Origin of the sequence: Luteimicrobium sp. DT211 (genome assembly GCF_049844995.1) — a bacterium.
Classification (GTDB): Bacteria; Actinomycetota; Actinomycetes; order Actinomycetales; family Cellulomonadaceae; genus Luteimicrobium.
Genome location: NZ_JBNCMC010000005.1, coordinates 129,394 through 144,774, shown reverse-complemented (window position 1 = coordinate 144,774; position 15,381 = coordinate 129,394). Strand labels below are relative to the sequence as shown.

12 protein-coding genes are annotated in these 15,381 nt (G+C 74.2%); 6 read left to right on the top strand and 6 right to left on the bottom strand.

Going from position 1 to position 15,381, the window contains the following annotated elements; all coding sequences use genetic code 11:
- Positions 1-94 precede the first annotated feature (94 nt).
- Positions 95-961, top strand: a complete 867-nt coding sequence (locus ACLQ14_RS14565; protein ID WP_425814236.1) for an alpha/beta fold hydrolase — start codon at positions 95-97, stop codon at positions 959-961.
- 22 nt (positions 962-983) lie between these two features.
- Here the strand turns inward: ACLQ14_RS14565 and ACLQ14_RS14560 are convergent, their stop codons facing one another.
- Entirely contained in the window at positions 984-1,580 is a 597-nt protein-coding gene (locus ACLQ14_RS14560) for a TetR-like C-terminal domain-containing protein (protein WP_425814234.1), read from the bottom strand.
- A gap of 364 nt (positions 1,581-1,944) precedes the next feature.
- Here ACLQ14_RS14560 and ACLQ14_RS14555 point away from each other — a divergent pair, with 364 nt between their 5' ends.
- The 5 genes from ACLQ14_RS14555 (at position 1,945) to ACLQ14_RS14535 (ending at position 6,773) form a co-directional block, all read left to right on the top strand.
- Positions 1,945-3,330, top strand: coding sequence for an MFS transporter (locus ACLQ14_RS14555; protein WP_425814293.1), 1,386 nt, complete (start codon positions 1,945-1,947; stop codon positions 3,328-3,330).
- Positions 3,331-3,340: 10 nt separating this feature from the next.
- Positions 3,341-4,162: a deoxyribonuclease IV gene (locus tag ACLQ14_RS14550; protein ID WP_425814232.1), complete on the top strand. Its 822-nt coding sequence runs from the start codon at positions 3,341-3,343 to the stop codon at positions 4,160-4,162.
- An 86-nt stretch (positions 4,163-4,248) separates the two neighbouring features.
- Complete coding sequence (locus tag ACLQ14_RS14545) at positions 4,249-5,619, top strand: DUF1254 domain-containing protein (RefSeq protein WP_425814231.1); 1,371 nt, start codon at positions 4,249-4,251, stop codon at positions 5,617-5,619.
- Between the two features lie 23 nt (positions 5,620-5,642).
- Positions 5,643-6,038, top strand: a complete 396-nt coding sequence (locus tag ACLQ14_RS14540; RefSeq protein WP_425814230.1) for a VOC family protein — start codon at positions 5,643-5,645, stop codon at positions 6,036-6,038.
- Between the two features lie 54 nt (positions 6,039-6,092).
- Positions 6,093-6,773: a VOC family protein gene (locus ACLQ14_RS14535; protein WP_425814228.1), complete on the top strand. Its 681-nt coding sequence runs from the start codon at positions 6,093-6,095 to the stop codon at positions 6,771-6,773.
- Between the two features lie 74 nt (positions 6,774-6,847).
- Here the strand turns inward: ACLQ14_RS14535 and ACLQ14_RS14530 are convergent, their stop codons facing one another.
- From ACLQ14_RS14530 to ACLQ14_RS14510, 5 genes are all read right to left on the bottom strand, one after another.
- Positions 6,848-10,234, bottom strand: coding sequence for a S8 family peptidase (locus tag ACLQ14_RS14530; RefSeq protein ID WP_425814226.1), 3,387 nt, complete (start codon positions 10,232-10,234; stop codon positions 6,848-6,850).
- A 290-nt stretch (positions 10,235-10,524) separates the two neighbouring features.
- Entirely contained in the window at positions 10,525-12,477 is a 1,953-nt protein-coding gene (locus ACLQ14_RS14525) for an FtsX-like permease family protein (protein ID WP_425814224.1), read from the bottom strand.
- The gene (locus ACLQ14_RS14520; protein WP_425814222.1) at positions 12,474-13,250 is read right to left on the bottom strand and encodes an ABC transporter ATP-binding protein; all 777 of its coding nucleotides are present in this window, start codon (positions 13,248-13,250) and stop codon (positions 12,474-12,476) included. The genes ACLQ14_RS14525 and ACLQ14_RS14520 overlap by 4 nt, the downstream gene beginning before the upstream one ends.
- Positions 13,251-13,409: 159 nt before the next feature.
- Positions 13,410-14,075 (bottom strand): response regulator, encoded by a 666-nt coding sequence (locus tag ACLQ14_RS14515; RefSeq protein WP_425814220.1) that lies wholly within the window; start codon positions 14,073-14,075, stop codon positions 13,410-13,412.
- Positions 14,072-15,376 carry a sensor histidine kinase gene (locus ACLQ14_RS14510; RefSeq protein WP_425814218.1) on the bottom strand — a complete coding sequence of 435 codons (1,305 nt, stop codon included), beginning with the start codon at positions 15,374-15,376 and terminating at the stop codon, positions 14,072-14,074. The genes ACLQ14_RS14515 and ACLQ14_RS14510 overlap by 4 nt, the downstream gene beginning before the upstream one ends.
- Positions 15,377-15,381: the final 5 nt, after the last annotated feature.

Genomic DNA, 15,381 nt, shown 5'->3' with positions numbered 1-15,381 from the left:
GGGCGCGAGATCTGGACAACGACACGGTGGTTGTCTATCTTGATGGACAACCACATTGTCTAATGACACGACTGTCGAACCCGAGGAGAACGCCGTGAACGCCGTGACCGCCGCCGCCCTCACGCACCACCACGCCCACCTGAACGGGACGACGCTGCACTACGTCTCGGCAGGGACCGAGGGCTCCCCGATCCTGCTCGTCCACGGGTTCCCGGAGACGTGGCGCGCCTTCCGCCGCCTCCTGCCGCTGCTCGCCGCGCGTCACCGCGTCTACGCGGTCGACCTGCGCGGCTTCGGCGACTCGGACGCGGGGCCCGGCGAGTACGACAGCGCCACCTCCGCCGAGGACCTGCACCTGCTCGTCGAGCAGCTCGGCGTCGGCCCGGTCCACGTGACAGGGCAGGACGTGAGCGGGCAGACCGTGTTCCGTCTCGCGACCCAGCACCCGCAGGACGTGCGGAGCCTGGTCGCGATCGAGACCGGCCTGCCGGGCTTCGGGATGGAGGCCCTCGCCGACGTCACCCGCGGCGGCGCCTGGTATATCGGCGCCCTCGCTGCACCCGGCATCCCCGAGCTCCTGCTGGCGGGGCGCGAGCGGGAGCTCATCAGCCGGTTCGACCTCGGCGGCGCGGGTGCAGACGGGACTCCCGAGGACGTCGACGACATCGTCCGGACCTACGCACGGCCGGGCGGGTGGCGCGGGGCGACCGGCCTCTACCGGTCGATGCTGCGCGACGGTCCCGAGATCCGGGCCCTCGCCGAGTCTCCGGGCCTCACGGTCCCCGTGCTCGCGGTCGGCGCCGCTGGACGTTCGTTCACCGCCACGACGTTCTCCGAGGCCTCGTCGGGCGAGGTCAGCGCGGTGTCGCTGGACGGCGTCGGGCACTACGTCGCACTGGAGGCTCCGGAGCGGCTCGCCGAGGCGGTCCTCGACTTCGTCGGTCGCGTCGACGGCGTGTGAGCCCCGCGGCGCGCGGTGCGGACTACGCCGCCGGCGCCAGCGCCCCGAGCGTCGCGAGGACGGCGCGCGTCGTCGAGCGGGCCAGGGTGTCGTCGATGGGTTCGGAGCCCGGCAGCAGCGCCCGGGACAAGAACGGGCCGACGAGCAGGTCGCAGAGGAACGGGACATCGTCGTACCCGGCGATCTCGCCCCGGGCGACGGCCGCGTCCAGCACGTCCACGACGCGGGCGCGCCGCGGCAGGATGAACTGGCCGGCGTACGTGTCGGCGAGCGTCGGGTCGGCGAGGGCCGACTCGAGCAGGCCGGACAGGTTCTTGCTCATCAGCGGGTCGGAGAACATCGCGACCTCGGCGAGCTGCAGGGCCATCAGGTCGCCCTCGAGCGAGCCGGTCGCGGCCGGCGGCTCGGCCCCGAAGTGCCGGCGGACGACGTCGAACGCGAGGTGGGCCGCGTTGCGGTACCGGCGGTAGAAGGCGGGCCGGGTCGAGCCGATGTCGCTGCAGATGCGCTCGACGGTCAGGCCCGAGAAGCCCTCGGTCGTCATGATGCGCTCGGCCTCGCGGAGCAGCGCCTCGCTGATCGCCGGGTCCTGAGGACGCCCCACTTGCCGCGTTGACATAGGACGACCGTACCAATGGCACTGGTCGGAACGTTAATCCCCCGGAGGCGTCCTGACACGTCGCGCCGACCTGCTCGTTCGCCACCGAAGAGCGGGTGAAAAACCGGGTGAAGCGGCACCTCGTTGCGCGTTACGGGGGCCGGATTATCACAATGGCTCGTGGGGGGTTTCTCGGCCGAGCGGCGCAGGGGGTCGCTCGGCCCCGCCGTCGCCGCCGCACCGGCACGCCACGCCGACGGCCCCGCCTCCGGGAACAGCGGGGGGAGTCGTCCGGTTGCGGTAGGTCGTGGTGTCCACCTCCCCCCGCGTCTCGCGCGCGTCCGTCGGGCTCCGGTCCGACCGCGGCCCGATCCTGCTCTCGCTCATGCTGTCGACGGCGCTCGTCGCGCTCGACTCGACGGTCATCGCGACCGCGATCCCCACCATCACCGCGGACCTCGGCGGCTTCACCCAGTTCCCGTGGCTCCTGTCGGTCTACCTGCTCGCCCAGGCCGCCTCGACGCCGATCTACGGGAAGCTCGCCGACGTCGTCGGGCGCAAGCCGCTCATGCTCGCCGGCATCGCCGTGTTCCTGGCGGGCTCGATCCTCGCCGGGTTCGCCTGGTCGATGCCCGCGCTCATCGTGTTCCGGGCCGTGCAGGGCCTCGGCGCCGGCGCGATCATGCCGATGTCCATCACGATCGCCGGCGACATCTACACGGTCGAGGAGCGCGCGACCGCGCAGGGCTACCTCGCGAGCGTGTGGGGCGTGTCGGCGGTCGCGGGCCCGCTCATCGGCGGCATCTTCTCCGAGTGGGTGTCGTGGCGCTGGATCTTCTGGGTCAACATCCCGCTGTGCCTGGTCGCGGGCTGGATCCTCGCGCGGTCGTTCCACGAGAAGGTCGAGCGGCGGCCCCACCGGGTCGACTACCTCGGCGCCACGCTGCTCACCGGCTCCTCGATCCTCGTGCTGCTCGGCCTGCTCGAGGGCGGGCAGGCATGGGCGTGGGGCTCGGTGACGGGAGTCGCGGTGCTCGGCGGCGGGGTGCTGCTGGGCGTCCTGTTCGTGCTGCGGCAACGCGTCGCGCCGGAGCCCGTCCTGCCGCTGTGGGTGTTCCGCCGAAGGATCCTCGTCACCACGACCGTCGCCTCGCTCGCGATCGGCGCCGTCGTGCTGGGGCTGACGTCGTACGTCCCGACGTTCGTCCAGATCAGCCTCGGCACGGGCGCGCTCGTGGCCGGGTTCTCCGTCGCGACCATGACGCTCGGCTGGCCGGCCGCGGCCTCGCTGGCGGGCCGGGTGTACCTGCGCTGGGGCTTCCGCTCGACGTCGCTGCTCGGCGCGTCGATCGTCACCGTCGGGTCCGCGCTCCTGCTCCTGCTCGACGACGCGTCGACGCCCTGGGAGGTCGGCGCCTTCTGCCTCGTGATCGGGGTCGGGATGGGCTTCAGCGCGGTCCCCACGATGGTCGCGGCGCAGTCGAGCGTGGGCTGGTCCGAGCGCGGCGTCGTGACGAGCGCGAACATGTTCGCGCGCTCGATCGGTTCGGCCGTGGGCGTCGCGGTCTACGGCGCCGTCGTCAACGCGACGCTCGGCGCGCACGCCGGGCACCCGTCCGGCCCCGAGCTCGCGACCGCCGTCCACCGCGTGTTCGTCGGCGTCGTCGCCGCTGCCGTGCTGCTGCTCGTCGCCGTGCTCCTCATGCCGCGCCGCGACACCACCAGCGAGCGGACCTCGACCGCCGAGCAGACCGTGGGCGGCGCCGCGTAGTTTGGGGCGCATGCGCATCGGAGCTCACGTCGACCAGCACGACGCCGTCGCCCAGTCCCTCGACATGGGCGCCACCCAGGCCCAGGTCTTCCTGGGCGACCCGCAGGGCTGGAAGGGCCCGCAGTTCACCTTCCCCGTCGCCGGGTCCGACGACGCCGCCCCCGAGGAGCGCGCGGCCGCCCTCCGCGACGCGGCGAAGGCGACCGACCTCGACCTCTACGTGCACGCGCCGTACGTCATCAACGTCGCGAGCACGAACAACCGGATCCGCATCCCGTCGCGCAAGCTCCTGCAGCAGATGGTCACGGGCGCCGCGCTCGTCGGCGCGAAGGGCGTGATCGTGCACGGCGGGCACGTCGGCAAGGGCGACCCGCTCGAGGTCGGCTTCGACAACTGGCGCAAGGCCATCGAGCCGCTGCAGTCGGAGGTGCCGGTGCTGATCGAGAACACGGCCGGCGGCGACGGCGCGATGGCCCGCGGCCTCGAGCGCGTCGAGCAGCTGTGGTCCGTGGTCGCGCCCGCCGCCGAGAAGGCCGGCGTGCCGCTGGGCTTCTGCTTCGACACGTGCCACGGCTGGGCGAGCGGCATCCCGCTGGAGACGGCCGCGGCGGACGTGAGCGCCGTCGTCGGGAGCATCTCCCTGGTGCACGCCAACAACAGCCGGGACACCTTCGGCTCGGGCGCCGACCGGCACGCGAGCCTCACCGACGGGCAGATCGACCCCGCGGTCCTCGTCGCGCTGGTCCAGGCGGTCGGTGCCCCGGTGATCTGCGAGACGCACGCCGACGCGCCCCGCGACGTGGCGTGGCTGGAGGAGCAGGTCGGCCGCTGAGGCCGCCCGCGGCGCCTCCGGTCGCCGGGGCGCCCGGACGTGGTTAGCGTCGTCGCTGTCCCGTCGACGCCTGTGAGAGGACCCCGATGCCCGAGACTCCCGCCGGGCCCGTGCCCGGTGCGCTCCTGCCCGACTCCTACGTCCGGACGGTGGGCAGGTTCGCCTACGTGTGGGGCTGGCCGATGGTGTCGATGATCAACCGGCGGACCGCCCTCACGTCCGTCCCCGAGCCGGGCCTCCGTGGCGGTGTCCTGCCGAACGCGCCGCTGGGTCGCGTGTGCATGCTGACCGACTACATCCCGGCGGGGCAGCGCTTCGTCGCCTGCACCAACCAGGACGTGCTCTACGGCTTCGGGTTCGGGAGCATCGACGAGCAGCCCGCCGTGTTCCAGGTCCCCGACTTCGGCGACCGGTTCTGGGTCGCCGCCGCCTGGGACCACCGCACCGACTCGTTCGCGCAGATGGGCAAGCAGTACGGCACGAAGCCCGGCTTCTACGCCGTCGTCGGGCCGCACTGGGACGGCGAGCTGCCCGAGGGCATCACCGGGTCGTTCCGCTCGACGACGGCGCTCGCCGCCTTCTGCCCGCGCGTGTTCATCGAGGACACCCCGGAGGACCGGGCCGCGGTCATGGAGCTGTTGCCGTACGTGACGATCTACCCCCTCGACCAGTTCGACGGCACGATGAAGACCGACGACTGGGCGAACGTCCCGACCTTCCCCGTCCCCGGCGAGGTGAGCGCCGGCGAGATCCGGTGGGTCGACCCCGAGCACTTCTTCGACCAGCTGCCCGAGGTCCTCGCCACGGTGCCGCCGCTGCCGGGCGAGGAGTCCCTCTACCAGCAGTTCCGCACCCTGCTCGCGGCCGCCGAGGCGTCGCCCGAGGTCAAGCAGACGCTGCTCGAGGTCGCTCAGGAGGCGGAGCAGGAGCTCATCTCCCCGCTCCTGCGCTGGGAGTTCAACGGGCCGGCCGCGGGCAACGGATGGTTCTCGCCGAAGAACAACTCGGCGTTCGGGACGGACTACCTCACCCGGGCGGCGATCGCCCGGTCGAACATGTTCGAGAACGCTCCGCAGGAGACGAAGTACATCTTCACGGACACCGACGTCGACGGCGGACAGCTCGAGGGGACGCAGGGATACACCGTGACGTTCGCGGCGGGCGACCTGCCGCCGGTGCACGGGTTCTTCTCGCTGACCCTGTACAACGAGCACCACTTCTACTTCGAGAACGACCTCGGCCGGTACTCGCTCGGCACCAAGAACCCGGACCTCGTGTACGGCGACGACGGGTCGCTGACGATCTACGTCGGGAACACCCGGCCGGACGGCGCCCCCGAGAGCAACTGGCTGCCCGCGCCCCCGGCGGCGTTCTCGCTCTACATCCGCGACTACTGGCCCGAGCAGGCGATCCTCGACGGGACGTGGCTGCCGCCCCGCGTCGAGCGCGTCGGCTGAGCCGGGACGCGAAGGGAGCGCCCGTGCGTCTGCGGGAGATCGTCCTCGACTGCCCCGAGCCCCGCGAGCTCGCGGAGTTCTACCGGCGCCTGCTCGACTGGCCGTACGCGCCCGGGCATGCCGAGTGGGACCCCGACGGCGACGACTGGCTCGTCCTGGTCGCGCCCGACGACGGACCGCGGCTCGCGTTCCAACGCTCCGACGCGACGCCTCCCCCGTGGTCGCGCGACTCGACGGTCGGGCGCGTGCACCTGGACGTCGCCGTCGACAACCTCGAGGACGCGCACGAGCACGCGCTGGCCGCCGGCGCGCGGGCCGTCAGCGGCACGCCCGAGGAGGACGGCCACCCCGCCGACCGGTTCCGCGTCTACGCCGACCCGGCCGGCCACCCGTTCTGCCTGGTGCAGGACGTGCAGTGAGGCACGGCGCGCGCTGACGACGCCGTCGTCGGGCGCGGGAGAAGGAGGAGGACGATGACCGAACCGATTCCTGATGAGCAGCCCTTCGAGCAGCTGTTCCCGAAGGACTTCCACGCCACGCCCGGCGTCGAGGACTGGCGCGTCCTGTTCTGGGGCGCCCAGGCGTTCTACCGGACCACGTCGTTCACCCAGGCCGTCGAGCTCGTGACCGAGATCGCGAAGGTGGCTGCCGCCGTCCGGCACGATCCCGACGTCGACGTGCGCCCCGAGGGCGTCGCGATCCGGACCTGCTCGCGCCCGGACGGCGCGCTGAGCCGCCTCGACGCCCAGCTGGCCGTCGCGGTGAGCGAGGCCGCGCACCGCATGGGCCTCGAGCCCGACCCGAGCGCCCTCAAGGTCGTGGGGATCGCCGTCGCGCAGGACGCCGGCGTCGACCTCCGGCCGTTCTTCGAGCGAGTCTTCGGGTACGTCCGGGTCGGCGACGAGGACCTCGTCGACCCGCTGCGCCGCGGGCCGCACCTGTGGTTCCACGAGCTCACGAACCCCCGACCGGGCCGGGGGCGTACGCACATCGATCTTTCGCTGCCTGCTGAGCTCACCGAGGAGCGCACGCGCGCAGCGGTGGCGACCGGGGGCCGCTTGGTCAGCGGCGAGTTCCTGCCGAGGACCTGGACGGTCGCCTCGCCCGAGAACCACGGAGTCGACATCGCCGGCTGGGCCGACCTCGAGGCCTGAGCAGACCGGCGCAGCACGGCCGCGGCCCCGGCGGGATCTCCCACCGGGGCCGTGGCCGTCCGTTCAGCGGCGCGTCAGTCGGTCGCGCCCTTCAGGGTCCACGCGTGCGTGTGGCCCGTCAGGTGCGAGTACGACGGCGCGTGCTGCTTGCCGTGCGGCGCGGCCTTCGGCTTCGACGCCTTGGTCAGGTGCACCACCTCGGCGCGCTTGCCCTCGGTGCCCTGCAGGTGCAGGACGAGCGCGTCGGTGCCCTTCTTCGCCACGTCCGACCCGAGCGTGTACACGATCGACGTGCCGCCCTGGTCGGAGTACAGCGGGCTCGAGACCGAGACGCCCGGGTCGGCGACGTCGAACTGCACCGCCTTCGAGTGGTCGAGGTCGACGTTCGAGAACGCCGTCGACACACCCACCTGGTAGGTGATCGGGAACGACGTGTCCGTCGCCTTCACGCCGATCGCCGCCGGGTTGACGGGGATCGTCAGGACGTTGTTGTCGAACACGTTCGTGTCGACGTCGCCCTCGTTGAAGTTGACGGGCGCGAGGCCCACGAGCGCACCGTCGGACAGTCGCACCGTGAACGCCTCGAGCAGGTCGGTCGAGGGCGCGTTCTGCACGTAGACCTCGTAGTCGGCCTTGCCGTCGCCGTTCGTGTCCATGTCGACGTACGGGATGACCGTGTTCCCGACGGTCGCCCAGTCGCCCCAGGTCGAGAGACCGAACCACAGGGCGCCGTTCTTGTAGCCCTGCGTGCCCTTCACGGACCCGGCACCGACGTAGCGCAGGTCACCGGACGTGGCGGTCGCACCCCAGGTGCAGCCGTCCATCTGCGTGCCCTGGCACTTCGGCAGCTTCGGGCTGGTGTCGCCGAGCTGCAGCACCGACGCGAGCGAGCGGAACGCCGTCGAGCCGGAGCCCTGCGACACGCCCTGGCCCTTGAGGGTCAGCGCACTCAGGGTGTTCTTGCCGCTGCGGAACGTCGTCGCCTTGGTCGACGTCGTCGACGTCGGCTTGGCCGCCCCGTAGACGGGCACCCGCAGCGCGGACTTTCCGGCCGGCTTCACGAGCAGCCGGCCCGACGCGTCGGACACGTACTGCCGTGCCTCGGTGCCGCCCGTGTACGGGTCGGTCTGCGTCGCGGCCATGGTCGGGTCGAGCGTCTTGCGCAGCGACTTGGTGACCACCGTCATCGTGACAGTGACGTTCTTGCTCGAGTGAGCCTTGAGGTTCGTCGCCGCCGGCTTCACGGTGTAGGTGACGCCGGGCTGCTTGACGATGCCCTGGTACTTGAGCGTGACCGTCGTGGCCTTCGACCCGGTGTTCTGGACCTTGACCGTGCGCTTCTCGGTCACGACCGCCTTGTTCGCCGGCACCGCGACGACCCCGAACGACGCCGAGACGCCGCCCTTGACGTCCGTGTCGTACGCGAGCACCGAGGTGTTGACGGCGTTCAGCGCGTCGACGCGACCGGAGCCCACGCGGGCCGGCCCGAAGATGTCGCCGGACTTGTCGTCGCCCGTGTACAGGTCGTGGTCGGCCGTGTTCATGATCGCGGCCTTGAGCTGCTCGGTGCTCCAGTCGGGGTGCGCCACCTTGACCAGCGCTGAGATCCCCGCGACGTGGGGCGTCGCCATCGAGGTCCCGGAGTCGACGAGGACCCCGTCGCCCGAGCCGAGGCCCGCGGACGCGATCGTGTCGCCGGGAGCCGTGACGTCCGGCTTCACGACGCCGAGCGAGCCGTGGGTGCCGCGCGAGCTGAACGAGCTGAGCGTGTCCGTGATCGACGGGGTGACGTCCTTGATGGTCGCCGCGAGCGAGCCGTCGAACGTGACGTTCAGCGTGCCGGCGTCGACGGAGGCCTGGAGGCGGTCCGTCTGGGCCTTGGGGAGCTGGATCACCGGGATGGCGGCGCTGCCCGTGATGCCCGCGCCGAACACGTCGAGGCCCGAGGTGAAGATCGCCCCGACGGCACCGGCCGCGGCTGCGTTGTTCGCGCGACCCGCGGAGCCGCAGCGACGCGTCGCGTCGTTGTCGTCCCAGGTCAGCCACGCCACCTTGCCCTTGACCGTCGCAGCGTCGGCTGCCGAGAACGCGTCGCAGCCGTCGGCGTTCGCGCTCGAGAGCTTCACGACGTCGCCCGTGACGGGTGCCGCCGTCGCCCACGGGTACGCGACCGAGAACTGCCCGGCGGCGATGCCCGCGACGTCGGACGGCGCGTTGACCTTCAGCCCGTCACGGAGCTGGTACGCGTCCACCGAGCTCGCGACGGCGAGCGAGCGGACCGCGTTGCCCGGCGAGCCGCCGGTGTCGGTGAGGTCGCCCGCGTTGCCCATGGCGATGACCGGCAGGACGCCGTGTGCGGCGAGCTTGTCGATGACCGCGTTCTCCGGGTCGTCGACGACGCCGTAGTCCGAGCCCAGCGACAGGTTGACGATGTCGAGGTGGTCGGAGAAGTTGCCGTCGCCGTTCGGGTCGAGCGCCCAGTCGAGCGCCGGGAGGACCTCGTCGGTCGAGCCGTCGCAGCCGAAGACCTTGAGCGCGTACAGCGACGCGTCGGGGGCCATGCCGGGGCCGATCTTCATGGTCATGAGCTTGTCCGCCGTGAGCTGCTTGTAGCTCCCGGTGAACGTCGAGCCGTCCGCGTTCTCGCCGTAGCCGGCGACCGTGCCGGCGACGTGCGTGCCGTGGCTGGCACAGCCCAGGGGGTTCGGGTCGGGGTGCGGGACGGGCTGGTAGGTGTCCGTGTCCGCGGGGTCGGCGTCGTAGTCGTCGCCGACGAAGTCGTACCCGCCCACGACCTTCGCCGTCGGGGTCCACGGCCCGGCGCTGTTCGCGTGCGCCGCGTTCCACGCCGCGACCGTGCCCGCCCCACCGAAGTCCGCGTGGGTGTAGTCGATGCCGGTGTCGATGATGCCGACCTTGACGCCCTTGCCGGTGTTCCCGTAGTCCTGCCAGGTGGCCAGCGCCTGGGTCAGGTTCGCGGTGCTCGAGTTCGAGACCTTCTTGGGCACGAGCGGCGTGATCTTGACGACGTCGGAGCGCTGCGCGATCGCGTCGATCGCCGCGCCGTCCGCGTTCACGGCCACGCCCGGCACCGCGTTGGAGACCTCGAACAGCTTGCTCGCGTCGTCGTCGTGCGCCTCGGCCGTGCCGACCACCGACGACGCCGTCTTGGCGACGGCCGAGCGCCGCGCCTTCGCGGCGTCCTTCTTCTGCGTCGTCGTGCCCGACGTGTCCGCGGAGACGTCCGCGGCGCCGGTGCCCGAGAGCTGGACGAAGACCGAGTGGCGGCCCTTGACGGACGTGGCGAGCGAGCCGGCGAGCTTGGTGCTCGGGTCCACGGCCTGCGGCGCCACGACCGTGGCGGGCGACGCGAGCGTCGTGCCGTCATCGTCGGCCGAGGCCGCCACGGCGGCGCCGACGCCGCCCGCGGACGCGACGAGGGTGGCGGCAATCGCTGCCACCACCCTCGTTCCCGGACGGTCCGTCCTGAGGTGCCGGTCCCGCCCGGCTCGTGTGCTTGATCGTGTCATGCGCGAGATGTCCTCCAGCTCCGGGTGGTGGGCGGCCGCGGTGCGCCACCTCGCCGGGGTCACCGGCTCGGGTCGACTCCGTCGTCCACCGGACCCGAAGCGGGTGGACCTGGCCGTGCTGCGTCGTCACGCTACGTCGCGTGCGACAGGCTGGGAAGAGCCCGGACAGCGCTGTCGCGAGCATGTTACTCAGCCGTAACACCGTCCGCCCGACGTGCCGCTCAGCGGGCGGTCCGGCCGGCCGCGTTGCGCAGCGTCGCCGGGACGGTGCCGGCGAACGCGACCACGGCCGACGCCCCGACCAGCGCGGCCCAGGTCCGCCAGTCCGCCACCGGCACGACGGACCCGAGGAGCCCGTAGCCCGCGCCGAGCACCGCGGGAGCAGCGACGAGCGTCCCGACGACGCCCGCCGCCCCCGCAACGAGCAGCGCCTCCCAGCAGGACGCGGACACCAGCTGCCGCCGGGTCGCGCCCGTCCGGCGCAGCAGCACGACCTCGTCGCGGCGCTGGAGCGTCGTGAGGACGAGGGCGTCGAGCGCGGCCACGACGACGAACGCGAGCAGCGAGAGCAGCGACAGCTCCGAGAGCCGGCGTTCCGCCTCGCCCGTCCCGGCGTGGGTGGCCACGTACGACGACGGCGCCTCGGCCGCCAGCCCGAGCGCGCCCAGCTCGCGCTCGACCGCGCCCACGCGGCCCGCGGCTGCGCGGACGAGGACGTCGCCGGCGACCGGGTGCCCGTGCGCCCGCACCGTGGACTCGCCCATGAGGTAGTCGCCGAACCCGAGGCCCCGCTCGTAGACCGCGACGACGCGCAGCCGCGCCTCCTGCCCCCCGGCGAACCGCACCACGAGCGGGTCGCCGACCCCGGTGCCGTCGCCCAGCACCGCGTCCCGGCTCACGGCGACCGTCCCCGGCGCGGCGAGCGCGCGGAGCGACCCGGACGTCACGCGCGGGTCGACCAAGCCGTCGAACGCGGGGGCCTGGAACGCGCGCACCCCCGCGGTCTCCCACGCGAGCGGGCCGAGGTCGGCGTCGTCGTCGCTGCGCACGGCGACCGTGGTCCCGGACTCGACCGCCGCACCGCGCACGCCCGGGAGCGCCGCGACCCGCGCGACCAGCGCGTCGGCCGCGGCGGGCGTCGCGCCGGCCGGGACCTGCGCCACGAGGTCGACGTGCAGGCCCGCGACGAGCTGCGCGGCGGACGCCCGCGCGGCTGCCCGGTCGGTCGCCGTCTGGACGGTGCCGAACGCGACGACGAGCGCGAGCGGCACGACGACGAGCGTGAGGCGCCGCGCGAAGCCGCGGGCGGACGCGACGGCGAGCCACCGGCCGACGCCCCGCACCGGCGGGCCCGGCAGGGCGGGAGCGCGCCGGCTGTCGCCTCGCGACCCACGGGTCCCACGCGCCCCGAAGAGCGCGCCGACGACGGCCGGCCCACCGACCGCCGTGGCCCCGACCAGCAGCAGCACCGACGACGCCGCGGCCGTGCTGCCGACGGTCCCCGGGAACGCCACGGGCGAGAAGGCCGCGAGCACGCCGGCGGCGGCGAGGACCCACGCCGTGACCCGCCTCCCGTGCCCGAGCGTGGCCGGCTCGGCCGCGCTCGCGCCGACCGCCGCCGTGGGGGCGTCGCGCAGCACCTCGCGCGCCCCGACCAGCCCCGCGACGAGGGCGGTCCCGGTCACGAGCACCGTCGCGGCCACGACCGGCAGCGGCGAGAGGGCGACCTCGAAGTCCGGGGGCGCGAGGCCCGCGTCGACGACGAGCCCGCGGAGGACCCGCGCGGCCGGCAGCCCCGCGAGGGCGCCGAGCGGCGCGGCGACGAGCGCGACCAGGACCGCCTCGCGCGCCACCAGCCCGCGGACCTGGGCCCGCGTCGCGCCGACCGTCCGCACGAGCGCGAGCTCGCGCCGTCGGGCACGCAGCGCCAGGGAGACCGTCGTCGCGACCGCCACCACGACGATCCCGCAGGCGGACCCGCCGAACGACCCGGCGAGCGTCACGACGCCGCCGCCACGGGTCGGGTCGGCGCCCCCTGCGCGCAGACCCGACTCGGCAAGGACGCCCGTGGCGCCCAGCAGCGCCCCGGCCAGGACGAGCACGAGCGCGGTCCCCGCCGCGGCCACCCGGTGGGCGCGCACGCCGGCGGCAGCGACACCCCACAGCCCGGTCACCGGCCCAGCCCCCGCATGCGGTCGGCCACGGTCGCGGCCGTCGGCGCGTCGAGGCGGTCGACGAGCCGGCCGTCGGCGAGGAACAGGACGGCATCGGCCGCGGCGGCCACCGCCGGGTCGTGCGTCACCAGCACGACCGTCTGCCCCGACTCCGCGGCCAGCCGCCGGAGCACCGCGAGCACCTCGGCGCCCGTGCGGGAGTCGAGCGCGCCGGTCGGCTCGTCCGCCAGCAGCACCGTGGGGCGGGCGAGGAGCGCCCGGGCGATCGCGACGCGCTGCGCCTGGCCGCCGGACAGCTCGCCCGGGCGGCGACGCTCGAGGCCGAGCAGCCCCACGGCGGCGAGCGCCGCCTCGACCCGCACGGGCTCGGCCCGCCGCCCGGCCAGCAGCAGCGGGAGCACGAGGTTCTCGGCGACCGTCAGGTGACCGACGAGGTTGTACGACTGGAACACGAAGCCGACGTGCTCGCGGCGGAACCGCGTCAGCGCGTCGGCGGACATGCGGGTCGTCTCCACTCCCCCGACGACGACGCGGCCCGACGTCGGCGTGTCCAGCCCGGCCGCGCAGGCGAGCAGGGTCGACTTGCCCGAGCCGGACGGGCCCATGATCGCCGTGAACGACCCGGCGGGGAGCGCGAGCGAGACGCCCCGGAGCGCCGGCACGACCACCGGGCCGACCGTGTACGTCCGGGTCACGTCGACGAGCTGGACGGCGGGTGCTCCCCTTGCACCGGCGGCGGGGCTCACGGTCGGGAGGGCGGTGGCGGGGTGCATGGCGGGCTCCGGGAGGACGGGTGCGGGAACACCGTCGACGCTAGGAGCGGGGGGCGGGCGTGCTCGAGGGCCGGAGGACGCAACTTCTGCGCCTCCATCCTTCGATGCAGGTTCGTGTTGTCAGGCCCTCACAACGTGTCAGGGCCTCACAACCCCTGCTCAACCGGTCGTCTCGACGAGCCCCGACTGGTAGGCCCATACCGCGGCCTGCAGGCGCGAGCCGACCCCGAGCTTGGGCAGGATCCGCGCCAGGTGGGACTTCACCGTCGACACCTCGACGACGAGCTGCGCGGCGATCTCCTCGTTCGACATGCCCTGTGCGAGCAGGAGCACGATCTCGGTCTCGCGCGGGGTGAGGAGGTCCGAGGGGCGCGCGAGGACCACGGGCCGCAGCCGCCGTCGGGCCACGAGCTCCCCGACGACGCGCCGCGTCAGGGTCCGGTCGAGCATGCCGTTCCCGTCCGCGAGCGAGCGGACGGCGTCGGCGACGACGGCCGGCTCGGAGTCCTTGAGGAGGTACCCCGCGGCCCCCGCCTCGAGCGCGCCGAAGACGTAGTCGTCCAGGTCGAACGTCGTCAGGACGAGGACCGCCATCGGCTCCTCGACCCCCGGGCCGGCGAGGGCCCGGGTCGCGGCGATCCCGTCCGTCGTCGGCATGCGCACGTCCATGCACACGACGTCGGGGCGCAGCTCGCGCGCCAGGCGCACCGCCTCGTCGCCGTCGGCCGCCGACCCGACCACCTCGAGGTCGGGCTCGGCGCCGAGGAGCGCGACCAGCCCGGCGCGCGCGAGCGGCTGGTCCTCGGCCACCAGGACGCGGATCATCGGGCACCTCCGTTCTCGGTCGCCGCGCCGGGGAGCGCCGCGGCGTGGCCGTCGGCCGTCCTGGCGGGCTCGCGCGGGACCCGCAGCGCGACCGACCAGCCGCCGTCGTCCGTCGGGCCCACCTCGAGCCCGGCGGCCAGCAGAGCCGCGCGCTCGCGCATGCCGACCAGGCCCACGCCCGACCCGCGCGTCCCGGACGGCGGGCCGCCGGGCGGCGCCTCGTTGCGGACGACGACGCGCAGGGCGTCGTCGGCGCGGTCGTCGAGGGTCACGGCGCACGGCGCGCCCGGCGCGTGGCGGCCCGCGTTCGTCAGCGCCTCCTGGACCGTGCGGTAGACGGTCAGCTGGGCGAGCGACCCGAGCCCGCGGCCGAGCCCGTCGTCCTCGGCCCCCGCCCCCGCGTCCAGCCGCAGCACGTCGAGGACGACCGCGCGCCCGACCGCGCGCACGTCGTCGACGAGGCGCGCGAGGTCCGCGAGCGAGCGCGGCCCGGGGCCGTCGTCGGCGGCGGGCCGCAGCAGCCCCACCACCTGCCGGAGGTCGCGCCCGACCTCGACCGCCTGCCGCCGGACCTGCCCGGCGGCCCGGCCCGCCTCGGCGGGGTCGTTGACGGCGAGCGCCTCGATCCCCGCCGCCATGAGGGCGATCCCGGACAGGTGGTGCGCGGCGATGTCGTGGAGCTCGCGCGCCATGGACGCGCGCTCGGCGGCCACCGCGGCGCGAGCGACCGCGTCCTGCTCACGGGCGAGCGCCTCGAGCTCGCGATCCCGCGCCCTCCGGAGCTCCCGCCGCGACCGGACGGCGAGCGCGACGACGGCCGGCGCGACCACCACGAGGAGGGCCTGCGCCGCGGCGAGCGCGAGCGTCGCCGGGCCGGCGTCGCCGGTGCCGCGGGTGCCGTCGACGAGCTCGCCGACCGCGCACAGCACCCACGTCGCGGCGAGCACCGCCACCCGCCGGTCGTCCCACGACCGCGCCGGGGCGCCGTCCACCACCAGCAGGTACACGAGCACCACGACGGCGGGGACGGCGGCGGCGGCGACCGACGTCCACGCGGCGAGCGGCACGACGGCGGCCGCCACGACGAGGGCCGCACGCGGCGCCGCGGACGCGCGGGCGACGGCCACCGCCTGGACGGTCACCCAGACCGTCCCCCAGACGACCGCGGCAGCGCCCACGCGGTCGCCCGCGCCGTCCGGGTCGAGGCGCTGCGCGACGGGGGTCAGCAGCAGCACGAGCATCGCGACCCCCCACCACGCGGCCGCGAGCCCGAGACGCCGGTCCGCCCTGCGTGCGCTCACCCGGC

Excerpts from the sequence above, each read along its gene's own strand:
- ACLQ14_RS14560 (WP_425814234.1), bottom strand. The coding sequence starts at position 1,580 with ATGTCAACGCGGCAAGTGGGGCGTCCTCAGGACCCGGCGATCAGCGAG.
- ACLQ14_RS14555 (WP_425814293.1), top strand. The coding sequence starts at position 1,945 with ATGCTGTCGACGGCGCTCGTCGCGCTCGACTCGACGGTCATCGCGACC.
- ACLQ14_RS14550 (WP_425814232.1), top strand. The coding sequence starts at position 3,341 with ATGCGCATCGGAGCTCACGTCGACCAGCACGACGCCGTCGCCCAGTCC.
- ACLQ14_RS14545 (WP_425814231.1), top strand. The coding sequence starts at position 4,249 with ATGCCCGAGACTCCCGCCGGGCCCGTGCCCGGTGCGCTCCTGCCCGAC.
- ACLQ14_RS14535 (WP_425814228.1), top strand. The coding sequence starts at position 6,093 with ATGACCGAACCGATTCCTGATGAGCAGCCCTTCGAGCAGCTGTTCCCG.
- ACLQ14_RS14520 (WP_425814222.1), bottom strand. The coding sequence starts at position 13,250 with ATGCACCCCGCCACCGCCCTCCCGACCGTGAGCCCCGCCGCCGGTGCA.
- ACLQ14_RS14515 (WP_425814220.1), bottom strand. The coding sequence starts at position 14,075 with ATGATCCGCGTCCTGGTGGCCGAGGACCAGCCGCTCGCGCGCGCCGGG.